This is a genomic window from Aquicella lusitana (genome assembly GCF_902459475.1).
In the GTDB taxonomy this organism is placed as follows: Bacteria; Pseudomonadota; Gammaproteobacteria; order DSM-16500; family DSM-16500; genus Aquicella; species Aquicella lusitana.
This window is the reverse complement of record NZ_LR699114.1, coordinates 2,104,808-2,120,543: the sequence shown is the minus strand read 5'-3', so window position 1 is coordinate 2,120,543 and position 15,736 is coordinate 2,104,808. Positions and strand designations below refer to the sequence as shown.

General features: G+C 45.6%; 18 protein-coding genes. 5 read left to right on the top strand and 13 right to left on the bottom strand.

What is annotated here, in order from left to right; translation table 11 throughout:
* Window positions 1-12: 12 nt before the first annotated feature.
* On the top strand, window positions 13-792 hold the full coding sequence (locus tag AQUSIP_RS09855) for a hypothetical protein (protein ID WP_114833863.1): 780 nt from the start codon (window positions 13-15) through the stop codon (window positions 790-792).
* On the opposite strand, the gene AQUSIP_RS09850 is transcribed toward AQUSIP_RS09855, so the two are convergent.
* The 11 genes from AQUSIP_RS09850 to AQUSIP_RS09800 all read right to left on the bottom strand — a co-directional run bounded on the left by AQUSIP_RS09850 (window position 793) and on the right by AQUSIP_RS09800 (window position 9,548).
* Window positions 793-1,284 carry a YchJ family protein gene (locus tag AQUSIP_RS09850; RefSeq protein ID WP_114833862.1) on the bottom strand — a complete coding sequence of 164 codons (492 nt, stop codon included), beginning with the start codon at window positions 1,282-1,284 and terminating at the stop codon, window positions 793-795. It abuts the gene before it with no gap.
* A gap of 8 nt (window positions 1,285-1,292) precedes the next feature.
* Window positions 1,293-2,315: a Glu/Leu/Phe/Val dehydrogenase family protein gene (locus tag AQUSIP_RS09845; protein ID WP_407641499.1), complete on the bottom strand. Its 1,023-nt coding sequence runs from the start codon at window positions 2,313-2,315 to the stop codon at window positions 1,293-1,295.
* 203 nt (window positions 2,316-2,518) lie between these two features.
* A complete protein-coding gene (locus tag AQUSIP_RS09840) occupies window positions 2,519-2,956 on the bottom strand; it encodes a F0F1 ATP synthase subunit epsilon (protein WP_114833860.1) in 438 nt (145 codons plus the stop codon).
* Window positions 2,953-4,338 (bottom strand): F0F1 ATP synthase subunit beta, encoded by a 1,386-nt coding sequence (atpD, locus tag AQUSIP_RS09835; RefSeq protein ID WP_114833859.1) that lies wholly within the window; start codon window positions 4,336-4,338, stop codon window positions 2,953-2,955. The genes AQUSIP_RS09840 and atpD overlap by 4 nt, the downstream gene beginning before the upstream one ends.
* 82 nt (window positions 4,339-4,420) lie before the next feature.
* Window positions 4,421-5,284 carry a F0F1 ATP synthase subunit gamma gene (atpG, locus tag AQUSIP_RS09830; RefSeq protein WP_114833858.1) on the bottom strand — a complete coding sequence of 288 codons (864 nt, stop codon included), beginning with the start codon at window positions 5,282-5,284 and terminating at the stop codon, window positions 4,421-4,423.
* Window positions 5,285-5,312: 28 nt separating this feature from the next.
* Window positions 5,313-6,872: a F0F1 ATP synthase subunit alpha gene (gene atpA / locus AQUSIP_RS09825; protein ID WP_114833857.1), complete on the bottom strand. Its 1,560-nt coding sequence runs from the start codon at window positions 6,870-6,872 to the stop codon at window positions 5,313-5,315.
* Window positions 6,873-6,926: 54 nt separating this feature from the next.
* Window positions 6,927-7,463 carry a F0F1 ATP synthase subunit delta gene (locus AQUSIP_RS09820; protein WP_114833856.1) on the bottom strand — a complete coding sequence of 179 codons (537 nt, stop codon included), beginning with the start codon at window positions 7,461-7,463 and terminating at the stop codon, window positions 6,927-6,929.
* Between the two features lie 2 nt (window positions 7,464-7,465).
* Entirely contained in the window at window positions 7,466-7,936 is a 471-nt protein-coding gene (locus tag AQUSIP_RS09815) for a F0F1 ATP synthase subunit B (protein WP_114833855.1), read from the bottom strand.
* Between the two features lie 15 nt (window positions 7,937-7,951).
* Complete coding sequence (gene atpE / locus AQUSIP_RS09810; protein ID WP_114833854.1) at window positions 7,952-8,254, bottom strand: F0F1 ATP synthase subunit C; 303 nt, start codon at window positions 8,252-8,254, stop codon at window positions 7,952-7,954.
* Between the two features lie 86 nt (window positions 8,255-8,340).
* Complete coding sequence (atpB, locus tag AQUSIP_RS09805) at window positions 8,341-9,132, bottom strand: F0F1 ATP synthase subunit A (RefSeq protein WP_114833853.1); 792 nt, start codon at window positions 9,130-9,132, stop codon at window positions 8,341-8,343.
* Window positions 9,129-9,548 (bottom strand): ATP synthase subunit I, encoded by a 420-nt coding sequence (locus tag AQUSIP_RS09800; protein WP_114833852.1) that lies wholly within the window; start codon window positions 9,546-9,548, stop codon window positions 9,129-9,131. Before AQUSIP_RS09800 ends, atpB begins: the two co-directional genes overlap by 4 nt.
* Before the next feature lie 325 nt (window positions 9,549-9,873).
* Between AQUSIP_RS09800 and AQUSIP_RS09795 the strand changes: the two genes are divergently transcribed.
* From AQUSIP_RS09795 to AQUSIP_RS09780, 4 genes are read left to right on the top strand one after another with little or no spacing between them, the layout of a single operon-like run.
* A complete protein-coding gene (locus AQUSIP_RS09795; protein ID WP_114833851.1) occupies window positions 9,874-10,500 on the top strand; it encodes a LysE family translocator in 627 nt (208 codons plus the stop codon).
* A gap of 53 nt (window positions 10,501-10,553) precedes the next feature.
* The gene (locus AQUSIP_RS09790) at window positions 10,554-11,537 is read left to right on the top strand and encodes a magnesium transporter CorA family protein (protein ID WP_114833850.1); all 984 of its coding nucleotides are present in this window, start codon (window positions 10,554-10,556) and stop codon (window positions 11,535-11,537) included.
* A gap of 14 nt (window positions 11,538-11,551) precedes the next feature.
* Complete coding sequence (locus tag AQUSIP_RS09785) at window positions 11,552-13,798, top strand: heavy metal translocating P-type ATPase (RefSeq protein WP_114833849.1); 2,247 nt, start codon at window positions 11,552-11,554, stop codon at window positions 13,796-13,798.
* 2 nt (window positions 13,799-13,800) lie between these two features.
* Window positions 13,801-14,163, top strand: coding sequence for a cupredoxin domain-containing protein (locus tag AQUSIP_RS09780; RefSeq protein WP_170131753.1), 363 nt, complete (start codon window positions 13,801-13,803; stop codon window positions 14,161-14,163).
* 36 nt (window positions 14,164-14,199) lie between these two features.
* Here the strand turns inward: AQUSIP_RS09780 and AQUSIP_RS09775 are convergent, their stop codons facing one another.
* A complete protein-coding gene (locus AQUSIP_RS09775) occupies window positions 14,200-14,562 on the bottom strand; it encodes a hypothetical protein (RefSeq protein ID WP_114833847.1) in 363 nt (120 codons plus the stop codon).
* Window positions 14,563-14,572: 10 nt separating this feature from the next.
* Window positions 14,573-15,736 carry a cystathionine gamma-synthase gene (locus AQUSIP_RS09770; RefSeq protein ID WP_114833846.1) on the bottom strand — a complete coding sequence of 388 codons (1,164 nt, stop codon included), beginning with the start codon at window positions 15,734-15,736 and terminating at the stop codon, window positions 14,573-14,575.

Here is a 15,736-nt window from a genome sequence, read left to right as displayed (position 1 = left end):
GAGGGTAATATCATGAAGGCAAGGGCGATTAATTCTATTCAGGATGTAGTCCGTTTTTTATACGAATACGCTGATTTTTTTGCAGCGCCTTTTTTCAAGAGCGAAATTATCATGAAGCTGGCTAACGAGAATAAACGGTTCTCGGATTTAAGTGCTTCATTTGATTTGGCATTCACGCATGAGGCTTTAGATGCTCTTACTGAGAAGGAAATGGGCCGTGTGCCGGCGAATTTTTATACCCATCGAAATAGGCAGTATCAAAGCCTCTCCGAGTTCGAACAAACGCTTGCTAGCATTAAAATGCAGTATCAAAACGCAATTCTCAATCTAACGCAGGGCCACGGCAAACTGTTGGAAGCTTTTCTTGAAAAGCATAGAGTTATTTTACTTTTTATAGCGAAAAACGCGGCCGAGCTTGAGCGGCATGCGAAGCTATGGCACGCGAATATCGTGAGTGAGGAAAACGGTCGTGCTTTAAAAGAATGCCTGGATAAAGTGGAAACTGATTTGCCATACTATGAGCGGTATTTTTCGAACGCGAGCGAAAAAAGACCTTTCTTGACTTTAATCTGGAATGAAGCGAATAAAGTCAACAGAATGATGCCTTCCCATTTATATAAAATCAAAGTAATGGCGATCGTTGAAAAGCATTTTTCATCATTAAAAGCCTCGAAAGCATCCACTTCAGTGTTGTCAATGTATCCTTTTGTTATGTATCAGCCAAATGCGGCATTGGGTGGCCATGATAACCCTAAACAAGATGCCAAGAGCCAAATGGTAATTAAGCGCTGATTAAATACCGCAGCATTTCTTGAATTTTTTACCGCTGCCGCAAGGGCAAGTTTCATTTCGGCCAATTTTAGATACGGTAGCGGTGGTTGGATGGGAAGGCAAGATCTTCCCGTCTACATAAAACCATTTTCCTTCTTCAAGCCGGAATTCGCTGTGTTCGTGCATTTGTTGTAATTGATCGTGATAAGAAAAAGAAGCGACAAATTCAACAATCCCCTTCGTTTTATCACAGGAAGAGGCAATCACTTTTAAGCCTATCCATTTTATTTCTGTGGCCCATTGCCGCACTTTCTCGGCATCGAAAAGATTAGCAGCGGGCAGTTTCATGGTTTGCTGAATATAGTCTATATTCGCTTGCGTATAGGCTGTGTAACGCGAGCGCATCAATTCCTCAGGCGTGGATGGGTATTGATCGCCGTTAATGAAACGGCCACAGCATTCATTATAATTTTTATTTAAGCCGCAAGGGCATTTATTAAGTTCTGATGACATTCACCGAATCACCGCAAACGATCCCGCGCAATTTTTTCCGCTATTTCATTGGTAGCGCGATTTTCATGGGCGGAGCGCTCAAAAATATCATATACCGTATTATAAATATTATTGATTTGTTCCATGGATTTCTTCAGATCGCCATGATCGTAAATGACAGCCACATGAATGAGACCGCCTGCATTAATGAGAAAATCGGGCGCGTACAAAATGCCGCGTTCATGCAGCAGCGCACCATAGTGGTGATGAGCAAGCTGATTGTTAGCGGAGCCCGCAATAATTTTTGCTTTTAGCTGATTAATCGTATTGAGATTCAGGATTGAACCCAGCGCACAAGGGGCAAATACATCGGCTTCAAGGCTGTAAACTTCATCGGGATGGCATACATTAACATTCAATTCATCGATACAGCGTTGAAGGGCTTTTAGATTAACATCAGCAATGGTCAGTTTCGCCCCCAGCTTATGCAATTCTTGAGCCAGATGATATCCCACATGTCCTGCGCCCTGAATGACAACATGGATACCTTCGAGAGAGTCACGGTTTAATTTGAATTTCACCGCAGCTTGTATTCCGCGGCGTACACCTAACGCAGTCAGGGGAGAAGGATCGCTCTCAGCACCCGATTTAGTGGTGCAGGTGACAAAAGGCGTGCGCCTGGCAATGATGTCCATTTCCTGCGGGCTAGTACCGCTATCGACCGCGGTAATGTAACGACCGCCCAAGTCATTGACAAATTCTCCAAATTTTTCGAAATAAGCTTCGCGATCTTTGATAACTTTGGGTTTGATTAATACCGCTTTAGCGCCGCCATGAGAAAGATTATTAATCGCCGCTTTAAAGCTCATCATGTGTGCAAGTCGCATGGCATCTTCGTATGCTTTATCGACTGTTTTATACGTAATCATCCGACAGCCGCCAATAGCCGGTCCACGATTGAGGTTATGGATAGCGATAATGGCTTTTAATCCGGTTTTTTCGTCTATCTTGGTATGAATTTCGCCGAAGCCGAGAAATTCTGCATACCGCATGAGGCTATCGCAAACTGTATAATGAACATGAGGATGGGCAAATCGTTTGGGGTTGGAACGATTACTAACCGCTTCGACCATAAGATAACTCCTTATCTATCTTGTCTCTTAATCGCATGATAGCGCAAAGACGTAGTGAGAGCGTCATTCCCGCGAAGCGATATAAACATTGAAGCAAACTCGGTCGCTTTTGTGCCCGAGTTTTATGCCCGCTCGCCTCTGGCTCGTTTTTTCAGGCGTTGAATAGCCCGGATTTGTGCGCTGATCTCAGCTAATTCAGCCGTTGCTTTAGCGAGATCGATAGCAGAAATCTTGCCGGCCAGCGCTTTTTCTGCCTGCTCTTTTGCCTGCAGTGCGGCCGCTTCATCGATATCAGCAGCGCGCATGGCGGTATCGGCAAGAACGGAAACAATGTAAGGCTGTACCTCAAGCATGCCGCCAGAAATAAAAAAGACTTCTTCTTCCTTATTAGGCAGGATGGTACGTACATAGCCGGGCCTTAATGTCGTGAGTAATTGCGAGTGGCCTGGCGCGATGCCCAATTCACCCAGCTCGCCGGTAACAAACACCATTTCAGCTTCGCCAGAGAAAATCTCTTTTTCAGCACTCACGATATCTAATCGAAGAGTAGATTTGGTCATAATGTTTTAGCTTTCTCCACTGCTTCATCAATGGTTCCAACCATATAAAAGGCTTGCTCAGGCAAATGATCATATTCGCCGTTTAAGATGCCTTTAAAGCCACGAATGGTTTCCTTGATGGAAACATAGCGGCCTTTTGTGCCGGTGAAGACTTCGGCGACAAAGAACGGCTGTGACAGGAAGCGCTGAATTCTGCGCGCGCGGTTAACAATCTGCTTGTCTTCTTCAGATAATTCATCCATGCCGAGAATGGCGATAATGTCTTTGAGTTCTTTATAACGCTGCAAGGTTTTTTGTACCTGTAGCGCGACGTCATAATGCTCCTGACCGACAATGAGCGGATCAAGCTGCCGGCTGGTGGAATCCAGCGGATCAATGGCAGGATAAATACCGAGCTCAGCAATCTGACGGGACAATACGACTGTTGCATCTAAATGCGCGAAGGTGGTGGCAGGTGACGGGTCAGTCAAGTCATCCGCCGGTACGTAAACTGCTTGCACCGAGGTAATAGAGCCAGTTTTGGTAGAAGTAATACGCTCCTGTAGTACACCCATTTCTTCAGCAAGTGTTGGCTGATACCCTACAGCGGAAGGAATACGTCCAAGCAGTGCGGACACTTCTACACCGGAAAGTGTGTAACGGAAGATATTGTCAATGAAGAGCAACACATCTTTGCCTTCATCACGAAAACTTTCTGCGATAGTCAAGCCTGTTAACGCAACACGCAAACGGTTGCCTGGAGGTTCATTCATCTGACCATAGACCAATGCAACTTTATCAAGTACCTGAGATTCTTTCATTTCCAGATAAAAATCGTTGCCTTCGCGAGTACGCTCGCCTACGCCGGTGAATACGGACAACCCTTCATGTTCTTTGGCAATATTATTGATGAGTTCCATCATGTTGACGGTCTTGCCTACGCCTGCACCACCAAAGAGACCGACTTTACCGCCTTTGGCAAAAGGACAAATGAGGTCAATGACCTTGATCCCGGTTTCAAGTAACTCTTGTGTAGGCGCTTGTTCAGCAAAAGTAGGCGCTGGGCGATGGATAGGTAAGAATTGATCGGTTTCTACCGGCCCTTTTTCGTCAATGGTTTCACCCAATACATTCATGATGCGTCCCAGTGTAGGCTTTCCTACGGGCACCATAATAGGATTACCCGTGTTAATCACCTGAAGTCCACGGCGTACACCGTCTGTGGATCCCAGCGCAATAGTGCGGACAACGCCATCGCCAATCTGCTGCTGAACTTCCAGCACCAGATTTTTATCTTCTACTTTTAACGCATCGTAAATGCGGGGCACATCCTGATGCGAAAACTCAACGTCAACGACTGCGCCGATGATTTCTACAATTTTGCCTTGTTTGCTTTGATTCATTTGCTTGACCTCATATAACTTAACCTTCTCGCGACCTGCCCTTTTTTATCCATTTTTCAACGCAACTTCCTGAAGATGGCCATCAAATGACAGATGCGCCAGCAACAATCTCGGAAAGTTCGCGTGTAATTGCTGCCTGACGCGCCTTGTTGTACGCAAGCTGCAAGCTTGAAATTAATTCGCCCGCATTGTCTGTTGCGTTTCGCATGGCCAACATACGCGCAGCCTGTTCGGAAGCAATATTTTCAATGACAGCGCGGTAAACCTGCGACTCAATGTAGCGTGTCAGCAATTTTTCCAGCAATTCAGGCGCACTATCGGGCTCATAGATATAATCCCAGTGATGCTGTAATTCTGTATCTTCAGCAGGAATCAAGGGTAAAACCTGCTGTATTCTAGGTTCCTGCCGCATGGTGGTAACAAACTCGTTGGAGCAGAGATACAGCGCATCTATACGCTGTTCGAGATAAGCGTCGAGCATTACCTTGATGATGCCAATTAGGTCAGCGAGGCTGGGTGTGTCACCTAAGTTGCCTTTATGTGCAACCACATTGCCTCCAATGCGCTTGAAAAACGCCATGGCCTTGTTACCGATCAGACAAAGTTCTGCCTCAATACCGTTATCTATATTTTCTTTGATGGCCCTAAGCGTGGCTTTGAGCAGATTATTGTTTAATCCACCGCAAAGGCCTCGGTCGGTTGTGATGATGATGTAGCCAGCACGCTTGATGTCGCGGTGCTCCATAAACGGATGCCGGTATTCAGAATTGGCTTGTGCCACGTGACTGATCACATTCAGGATTTTTTTTGCATAAGGAATAGCGCGCTGCATGCGATCTTGTGTTTTACGCATTTTGCTGGCCGCCACCATTTCCATCGCTTTTGTAATTTTCTGCGTATTCTTGATGCTATGGATCTTGAGGCGTATCTCTTTAGCAATGGCCATACTGCCTTCCTCAACTTGCTTTAATTATTTAATCCCATGACTGATTAGCTTTAAATGATTCAAGAATGGACCGCAGGGTCGCAACGACTTCATCATTGTAATCGCCAGTCTTGTTAAGCCGTTCCACAAAATCACGGTAATTTGTATTTAAGTAGCTATTCAACTCTTGTTCAAAAATAGCCGTACGATTGACGGGTACATCATCCAGATAGCCTTGATCAACAGCAAACAAAATCGTGGCCTGCTCTGCAACGGACAGCGGGATGTATTGTTTCTGTTTCATGACTTCGGTAATGCGCTGACCGCGTTCCAACTGCTTGCGGGTGGCTTCATCAAGATCTGACAAGAACTGGGAAAAGGCTGCCAATTCGCGATATTGGGCTTGTCCGATACGAATACCGCCCGCCAGTTTTTTCATGATCTTGGTTTGCGCCGCACCACCTACACGAGACACGGATAAACCCGCATTGATTGCAGGGCGTATGCCGGCATTGAATAAATCGGTTTCAAGGAAGATCTGACCATCAGTGATGGAAATAACGTTGGTTGGTACGAACGCGGATACGTCGCCTGCTTGTGTTTCAATCACAGGCAGGGCGGTCAGTGATCCTGTTTTGCCTTTCACTTTTCCATCCGTTAATTTCTCTACATATTCTGCACTGACGCGAGCGGCGCGTTCCAATAAGCGTGAATGTAAATAGAAAATGTCGCCAGGATACGCTTCACGGCCCGGTGGACGGCGCAACAGCAATGAAATTTGGCGATAAGCCCAGGCATGTTTGGTGAGATCATCATAAATGATAAGCGCATCTTCGCCTTTATCGCGGAAGTATTCGCCCATAGCACAACCCGCATAGGCTGCAATATATTGCATGGCGGCTGGATCAGCAGCTGTTGCAGCGACAACAACGGTATGTTTTAGTGCATCAAATTCTTCCAGCTTACGGACAACTGCTGCGACGGAGGATGCTTTTTGACCGATGGCAACATAAATACATTTCACGCCGGTATCACGCTGATTGATGATGGTATCAATGGCAATGGCAGTTTTACCTGTCTGACGGTCACCAATGATAAGCTCGCGCTGTCCGCGTCCGATGGGTACCATTGAGTCAATCGCTTTTAAGCCTGTTTGCAAAGGCTGAGAAACGGGTTGCCGGAAAATGACGCCGGGCGCCACTTTTTCTACAGGGGAACTCTTGTCCGTTTGGATTGGACCTTTGTCATCAATGGGGTTGCCCAGCGCGTCAACAACGCGGCCCAATAAAGCTTCGCCTACAGGCACTTCCAGAATGCGCCCGGTGCATTTGGCAGTCTGGCCTTCTGACAATTCATCCGTGCGGCCGAGAATAACAGCGCCCACAGAGTCTCTTTCAAGGTTAAGCGCAAGGCCATAAGTCTGGCCGGGGAATTCAATCATTTCCCCTTGCATCACGTCCGCAAGACCGTACAGGCGGACAATACCATCTTTAACGCTAACAACCGTACCTTCTGTCCGGATTTCCGGTTTCAGGTCAAAATGGACGATGCGTTCTTTGATTAATTCGCTAATTTCCGTTGGACTTAATTGCTTCACTTGCGTAGCCATAGTTATTACCTTAAAGAAAGTGCAGATGTTACCATGTTTGCGGCTCTCATTTTTTTAACTCGCCAGGTCTTGTAACAGGCGGGTTAATTTTCCGCGAATGGAGCCATCGATTACCCTGTCGCCAATGTGAATCACCGCGCCGCCTAAGAGGTCGGGGTCAATTTCACAATGCAGCGTGACCTCACGCTGAATACGTTTTGCTAAGGCTTGTTCGAGCTTTTTACGGAAATCATCGTGTACTTCAACAGCGGTGACGACCCGGATCGAGCTTGTTTTTTCATAGGCTGCATAATATGCATTAAAAGATTCAGCAATATCTGGCAGCACTATAAAGCGTTTATTTTGAGCAAGCAATAGCAAAAAATTCTTCCGTTCCTGATCCAGCAGCGATACCAGCACGTGAGAAAACAGGTCAAACAGCATGGCTGAGGAGACTTCAGGATTTTCCAATAGCCTGGCAACAGAAGGCGTTTGCGCTACTTCCTTTGCCGATTCAAGAAAAGCTTTCCAGGCTGGCAATTGCTGTTTATCACGCGCGTATTCAAACGCGGCGAGAGCATAGGGTCTTGCAATGCTCGAAAGGTCTGCCATGATCAAATCTCAGCTGCTAATTGATTTAATAAATCCTGATGTGAAGACGGATCAATGTTGCGCTGGATAATTTTTTCAGCGCCTGCGACAGCTAATGTTGCGAGCTGTGTTTTTAACGCTTCTTTGGCCCGCGTGACTTCACGATCAATCTCACTTTGTGCCATTTCAACAATACGCTGGCTTTCCTGCTTGGCTTGAACTTTCGCTTCATCTATCAATTGAGAGGAATGCAAATTGGCCTGCTCAATGATGTGCGTTGCTTGTTGTTTGGCATCACGAATAATGGATAACGCTTTATGCTCTGCCAGCTCGAGCTCACGCTTGCTTCGCTCTGCCGCTTCCAGACCCGCAGCAATTTTTTTCTCACGATCATGCATGGCTTTTGTAATCGGCGGCCATACATACCGCATGGTAAACCATACGAGAATACTGAAGGTGATAAATTGGCCGATAATCGTGGCATTAATATCCATTGTTTTTCCTCGTTATTAGCCGCCTACCGCAGGTTTTGCTGCATTCAAAACCGCTGACAAGAAGGGGTTGGTTGCAAAAAACAGCAATAAGCCCATCACGATAGAGATAGCGGCAAATGCGTCTACGAGACCTGCCATAATAAACATGCGCATCATGAGCATGGGACCTAATTCAGGCTGACGAGCGACGCCTTCAAGGAATTTACCGCCCAAGAGACCGAATCCAATGCCGGTGCCAAGCGCTGCCAGACTGATAAGCAGACCCGCTGCCAGGACGCTAAAACCTTGTACTTGACCCACAATACCTACGATTTCCATGGAACCTCCTCTCAACAAATTAATATAAACGTAAAACCTTTGCCTTGAATGATGCCCGCACATCGGAAGATGCGCAGGTACCGAATTTAGTGCCCTTCCTGTGCCATGCTGAGGTAAATAATGGTCAGCATCATGAACAAGAAAGCTTGTAGCGTAATGACCAGAATATGGAAAATGGCCCAGATTGCGCCAGGAGGCCATTGTATCCACCAGGGCATAATGGCGATCAGAATAAAAATCAGCTCGCCGGCAAACATGTTGCCAAAAAGTCGAAGCGCAAGCGATAAAGGCTTAACGCATTCTTCGACCAGACGAAATGCGAAGTTAATGGGGAAAAGATAAGGACCAAATGGAAAGGTCAGCATTTCCTTGAGCAGACGATGTTTTTTGGCTCTGAGGTTAAAGATGATAATTAAGGCGAATACGCTGAGGGACATCGCGAAGGTGGCATTAGGGTCGGCAGTTGGCACCGTTTTAAAGTAAGGGACCCCGAAAAAGCCCAGCAGGCGCGGTAGAAAATCGACTGGCAACAGATCCATCGCGTTCATAAAAAACACCCAAAGGAAAATGGTCAGGGCAAGAGCTGGAATAAAAGTACTTTTGTGGTGAAAAATTTCATGTACGGCGTTATTAACAAAATCGATAATAATTTCAACCATATTTTGCAGTTTGCCAGGCACTTCAGTCATCCTGGCTGCCACATAGCCTAGGCCGCCAAAAATCAGCACACCTATAAAAACGGACACGATCAGTGTATCGAGGTTAAGCGTCCAAAAGCCGCCACCTTCATCAATGCTGAAAGTTTTAAGGTTGAGCGTTAAATGCTCAAGATGGTGTTGTATATATTGACCGGGGGTTATATTGCTCATTTCACTCATCCTTCCACTCCCTGCCGTCTCAGCCTGCCTTGTCTAGAAAAATGCCACATACAAACGATCCAGAATGAAACAATCGCACCTATAAATCCAACGAGCGTGGATAATAAACTAACTGGCAAGTATTTAACAATAACTAAAAATAAAATAGCGCTCAGCACCAGTTTCATCATCTCGCCCATAAAAAATGCGGCCAGAAATTGTGCCATCTGATGTGCGCCGGAAAACCGAAACACCCGCCATACGAAGAGAAGATTGGGCAAACCGTAGGCCATTCCACCCATCAGTACCGAAAATCCACTGGTAGCGCCACGGATCAATAAGGCTAGCAAGGCCAATGCAATGACGCCTGCCAATTGCCAAAACACAATTTGGTAAGCTTCATGTTGTACGACTTTTCTAAGTGATTTGGCTGCCATGCGCCTATTAAGCTCTCTCGGCGGATTGCGGGAGTATAATAAAGAGCCACCTTGATGGCAATGGTTAAGGGTTGTGTAAGTTTATTTATTTTTAGATGGATGGGTACTGCATAAGGATCTCCTTTTGTACATCGGGAGATCCTTCGAGTAAAAAACACTCTCAGGATGACAGCCATTCTGTAGAATTAGCATCTTGTCAAAAATGGCAAAGTAGGCTGCAGGAAATGTTAATTTACTCCCAAGGTGCTATGTGGCACGCTGAATCCCGCGGTGACAGGTTTGCGGGAGTGAGCCAGATGGATAATAAGTTGGTGCGGGGTGAGGCATGTTTGATCAGGTGATTGTAGGGCTGTTTTTAGGATGGGGTGCAGCAATTCCTATCGGGGCGATTAATCTGGAGATGATTCGGCGTAATTTGCAATTTGGCACCGCCGCTGGCTTGGCTCTGGGGTTTGGCGCTTGCTGCGCTGATGTGACCTATTTGGTTCTCTTATCATTAGGCGTGCTGCAAATTTTGCATCATCCCTTTGTTATCAAGGCGGTGGGTATTTTGGGGTCGCTGCTTTTGACGTGGTTTGGTTATAAGGCATTGCGTTTAAAATCGGTTTATTTTAATGACCAGCCACAGGCGCCCATGCGCATCCGCTCACCCTGGCGGCATGCAATCGAAGGCTATTTGTTAACCCTGATCAATCCTTATACGATTCTATTCTGGTCTTCAATCAGCATGACCATTGCCGTCATGACACATGCCAGCGATCATGCTGTTTTTTATGCAGGCTTAGGTGTTTTACTGGGCACATTCAGCTGGGCTGCCGGCTTAAATGGTTTTTTGCATTTCACCCGCCACCGTCTGTCGAAACGTACAATTCAAAAAATCAATATTGCTGGCGGAATCATTTTAATAGGTTTCGCGGCCCTGGGATTCTGGCGGGCTTTATTTTTGTTATAATGAAGGCTAATGCTTACACATCAATGAACAGTCACTTGCTTTAAGGATCTTGCATGGCTGCGCTTCCTTCCACCGTGATTGAATTCGATTTATCGGACCATAGCTTCAGACCATTGCGCCTCGATGAATTAGTGATTTCACGGCAGGAAAAAAACAAAATCTACTGGGTGCACTGCGATTTGAATGATAAGGATACTTTCAGGCAGTTATCTGTCCGGTTGCAATTACCTGAGGACGTTATTCAACTTTGTGAAGAGGATGAGCTTCTTCCCAAGCTGAATGATTCAGATGAATCACTGACAATGCGCATTCAATGCCTGCTGCCCTGCGAGCCTCATCGTATTCACCACGATGTAGATTTTGGAAATGTGGTCATCCATTTAACGCAGCATTACTGCTTTACAGCGGCCTCACATCCGATACCCGCCCTGTCATCGTTTATGCATAATTATCCAAAAGCGGTCAAGTACGCCAAGACACCCTGTTTTATCCTGTTTTTAATGCTGGATAATGCCATTAATGACTATTCCGAAATGCTGCTTGAATTTGATTTGGTAACAGACCAGATTGATCTGCGTATACGTGAAACGCATAAAAATATTTATGATGAAGTGATTGATATTAAAAAACAGGTGATGAAAATAAAGCGCTATGCAGCTGCTATCCGCGATATTTTAATGCGCATATCGGGGCGCAAGATAACCGTGGTATCAGAACGTTGTCGTGCTTCCTTAGCCAATTTGTTTGATCACAGCCAGGTCATTATCAGCGAGGCAGATGCAATACGAGATATTTTAAACAGTTCGCTCGACCAGATAGACAATGCACTCATGCAAAACATGAGCAATACCATGAAGGTGCTCACTGCCTTTGCGGCCATTTTTTTACCTTTATCGTTAATCGCCGGTATTTACGGCATGAATTTTGAATGGATGCCCGAGCTTCACTGGAAGTACGGTTATTTCTGGGCGCTCTCATTAATGGTGGTTTGCGGCGTTGGTTTGCTGCTGCTATTTAAAAAAATGAAATGGTTTTAAACGAGGAACAAGGTATGCAAACAGAGAAAAAAGCGCAGGAATACAGATTAAAAATAGCCGATATTTCCTGTGCCGGATGTGTAAAAACAATCGAGAATGCCTTGCGTGCCGTCCCTGGTGTCAAAAGTGTCAATATCAATTTTGCGAGTCGAACCGCTGTCGTAGAAGGCACGACAGATATTGAGGCGTTAATCCAGGCAGTAGTGGATGTTGGCTATCAGGCAAAAGAATTAAAAACATCACAAGATGAATTTCAAGACGTCGAGATAGAGCAGCAGCAATACCAGCATTTACGTAATCAAGCGATTGTGTCAGGTGCGGTGGGTATCATCTTGATGGTGTTAAGTTATTTACCTGGCATCCCCACCATTGCCTCGTCTTCCGGTCAGTTATTTTGGGGTGTGGCTGGCGTTATTTCTTTTTTTATTCTCATTTATGCTGCGGGCGATATTTATCTCGCCGCCTGGAAAGCTTTCACAGCACATGTTGCCAATATGGATACCCTGATTGCGATGGGAACAGGTGTTGCATGGTTTTTTTCAATGGCAGTCACTTTTTTCCCCGCGCTTTTGCCTGAAGGTACCCGTGAAGTCTATTTCGAATCAGCATTGATTATTGTCGGTTTTATCAAGTTTGGGGCCGCATTGGAAATGCGCACGCGCGGTAAAACAAAAGAAACGATACAGAAGTTGCTGAATTTACGCCCTAAAAGAGCGCGTGTGGTTCGTGACGGTGAAGAGATTGATGTTGATTTGCAAGAGGTAGTGGTAGGTGATTTGATTCGCATGCGGCCGGGCGAGAAAATTCCTGTCGATGGTGTCATTACAGAAGGGCACTCCAGCATTGATCAATCCATGCTGACCGGTGAGCCGATTCCCGTTGAGAAATCGGTAGATGATAAAGTGGTGGGCGGCACACTGAATAAAACGGGTACTTTTCTTTTTCGTGCAACCGGAATTGGTAGTGATACAGTTCTTTCCCGCATTATTGAAATGGTGAATCGTGCGCAGAGCACCAAGCCAAGGCTTGCCAGGCTCGCTGATATCATTGCTTCATTTTTTGTCCCCGCAGTCGTGATTATCGCTATTTTGACTGCGACCGCATGGTATGACTTTGGTCCTGCTCCCAAGCTTGCATTCATGTGTGTGACGGCAGCGACAGTGCTGCTTATCGCCTGTCCCTGTGCGCTCGGACTTGCCTCGCCGCTTGCTGTCATGGCGGGTGTAGGCAAGGCAGCAGAGATGGGTATCCTGATCCGTAACGGCGATGCATTGCAAAAAACGCGGCAAATGACAACGATTGTCTTCGATAAAACAGGTACGATTACGGCGGGTAAACCGAGCGTTAATAAAATCCTTGCGCTGCCGCCGTGGGACGAGAAAGAATTGTTAATTTTTGCTGCGAGCCTCGAACAAGGATCAGAGCATTCACTGGCAGAAGCTATTTTATCTGCGGCAAAAACACAGTCGCTTAAGTTGTACCCCGCTGTCGCATTCAAGGCGTTTCCTGGCCATGGTATTGGCGGAACCATTAATAATAAGCAGGTCTTGCTGGGTAATCGGAAGCTCATGGACCAGCAATCCGTTTCACTTTCCGAGCTGGTTTCCCAGGTAGAAAATCTGTCTTCACAGGGGAAAACAGTGATGTATCTGGCGGTTGACGGCAAGTTGGCGGGTATCATTGCTGTAGCAGACACCATTAAACCAGAAGCAGGTGATGTGATTGCACGGTTGCATGCGATGGGTTTGAAAACAGTAATGTTAAGCGGTGACCAGACAACAGCTGCGCGCTATGTGGCGCAGCAAGTTGGCATTGATGAAGTCATCGCGGAAGTATTGCCAACCGAAAAATCTGAAAAAATAGCCTCTTTGCAGGAAAAAAGTCAGGTAGTCGGCATGGTAGGTGATGGGATCAACGACGCGCCGGCGCTTGCACAGTCAGACGTCGGTTTTGCGATTGGCGATGGCACTGATGTTGCGATTGAGAGCGCGGATTTAATATTGATGGGCGAATCATTGCATGGTGTTGCAGACGCAATCAAAGTATCACGCGCAACCGTTAGGAATATTAAACAAAATCTGTTTGGTGCTTTTATATATAATGTGCTGGGCATTCCTATTGCTGCGGGTGTTCTTTACCCTTTCATCGGCGTGTTATTGAATCCGATGATGGCGGGTGCTGCCATGGCACTTTCGTCATTGACGGTGGTGCTTAACGCAAATCGTTTACGTTTTTTAAAAATCCGCCCACGGAGTAAATGAGCATGGATATTATTATCGTTAATAGCGCGGCGGTTTTGCTGATTATTTTTGTCATTGTATGGTTTTTTGGCAGCAAGCCCAAAGCAAAGCGAGGGGAAGCAGACAAACCTATTCCTGTGCTAGTTAAAGATGGGATTTATGAACCATCTCATATTCAGATTCCAGCCGGTAAAGCAGTCAAGCTGCACTTTATAAGAAAAGACGCAACACCGTGTGCAGAAACTGTTTCCTTTTTACAATTGAATATATCTTATTCGTTACCCGTCAATGAAAAAGTAGAAATTGTCATTCCGCCGCAACAACCAGGCCAAATAGATTTTACCTGCCAGATGGGAATGTATAGAGGTAAATTAATTGTAATTTAATTCCTGTATCGTTGATGTTACCAGTTTTACATTTATTTAAGTTTTATTTATCGAAGAGTTGGGAGTTTGATAAAAATTTGTTGAATTGAGAGACTTGGTGCTGTTGACAACTTGATAGATATCACCCAATGCAGTTTGCAAATGAGCCCCGCCTATTTTATTGATAACGTACTCGCGCAGCAGAGGCTCCAGCATTTCCACTTTTTGCTGATAGGTTATATTTTTTCCGTTAATAAGACCGAGCTGATTAAGAAGCATATTCGCTTTGCTACAGTACATGGGAAAAAAGCGCTGGTCAGGTAATTTTTGATTTAGATAATCAAGCACAATTTTGGGTATTTCACTATAGGCATATTGTATAATCATTTTAAATCGTTGTTCATTTTGACGTACATCCATAGTGTGTTCCTCATATAAAATCGAGAGCTTGTTCGAGGTCCTGTTTTAAGTCATCAATGGACTCTATTCCCACGGATAGCCGGATAAAATTATCTTTTATACCTAGCGAATGGCGCTGTTCTGCTGGCAGACTTGCATGTGTCATGATGGCAGGATGTTCAATCAGGCTTTCTACGCCACCCAGACTTTCTGCCAGGGCGAATATTTCGCAATGTTCCAAAAAGGCGATGGTTTCCTTTAAGCTGCCTTTTAATTCAACAGAAATCATGCCGCCAAAATAGCGCATTTGTTTTTTTGCCAGATTATGCTGTGGATGACTAGCCAAGCCAGGGTAAATGACATGTGAAATTTTAGGCTGTTTTTCCAGCCACAGTGCCAGTTCCAGTGCATTTTCGCAGTGTCGCTCCATGCGTACAATCAATGTTTTCAAGCCGCGCATGGCAAGAAAGCTGTCAAAAGGCCCTGCAATTGCACCCACTGAATTTTGCAAGAACGCAATCTGTTCCGCGAGTTCTGCATTATCTCCTGTGACTACGACTCCGCCGATCATATCTGAATGACCGTTTAAATATTTTGTTGCCGAATGCACGATTATATCACAACCATATTCAAGTGGACGTTGAATGACGGGCGTTGCAAAAGTGTTATCAACGACGGAAATGAGCCCATGTTTTTTTGCGATCGTAGCGATGCGTTCCAAGTCCATCAGTTTCAGCATGGGATTCGTGGGGGTTTCAATCCAAATCATACGCGTTTCAGCGCGGATAGCTTTTTCAATATTTTCCACCTGCGTAAGATCCACAAAAGAAACATTCAACCCGGCGGAGCGCTTGCGTACTTTTTCGAAGAGGCGATACGTTCCCCCGTATACATCGTCGCAGACGATGACGTGATCGCCGGGTTTTAATATTTCCAGAATCGTTGCTATTCCTGCCATGCCGGATGCGAAAGCAAACCCTCTCTTTCCTGATTCGAGACTCGCAACACATTGTTCATATGCATCGCGTGTTGGATTTTTAGTGCGTGAATATTCATATCCTTTATGCTTTCCGGGGCTTTGCTGCACATAAGTGGATGTCGCATAAATGGGTGTCATGATTGCACCTGTTGTAGGATCTGGATGTTGTCCTGCATGTATGGCACGCGTAGCAATGTTGTGTTTATTTTTTTTCAT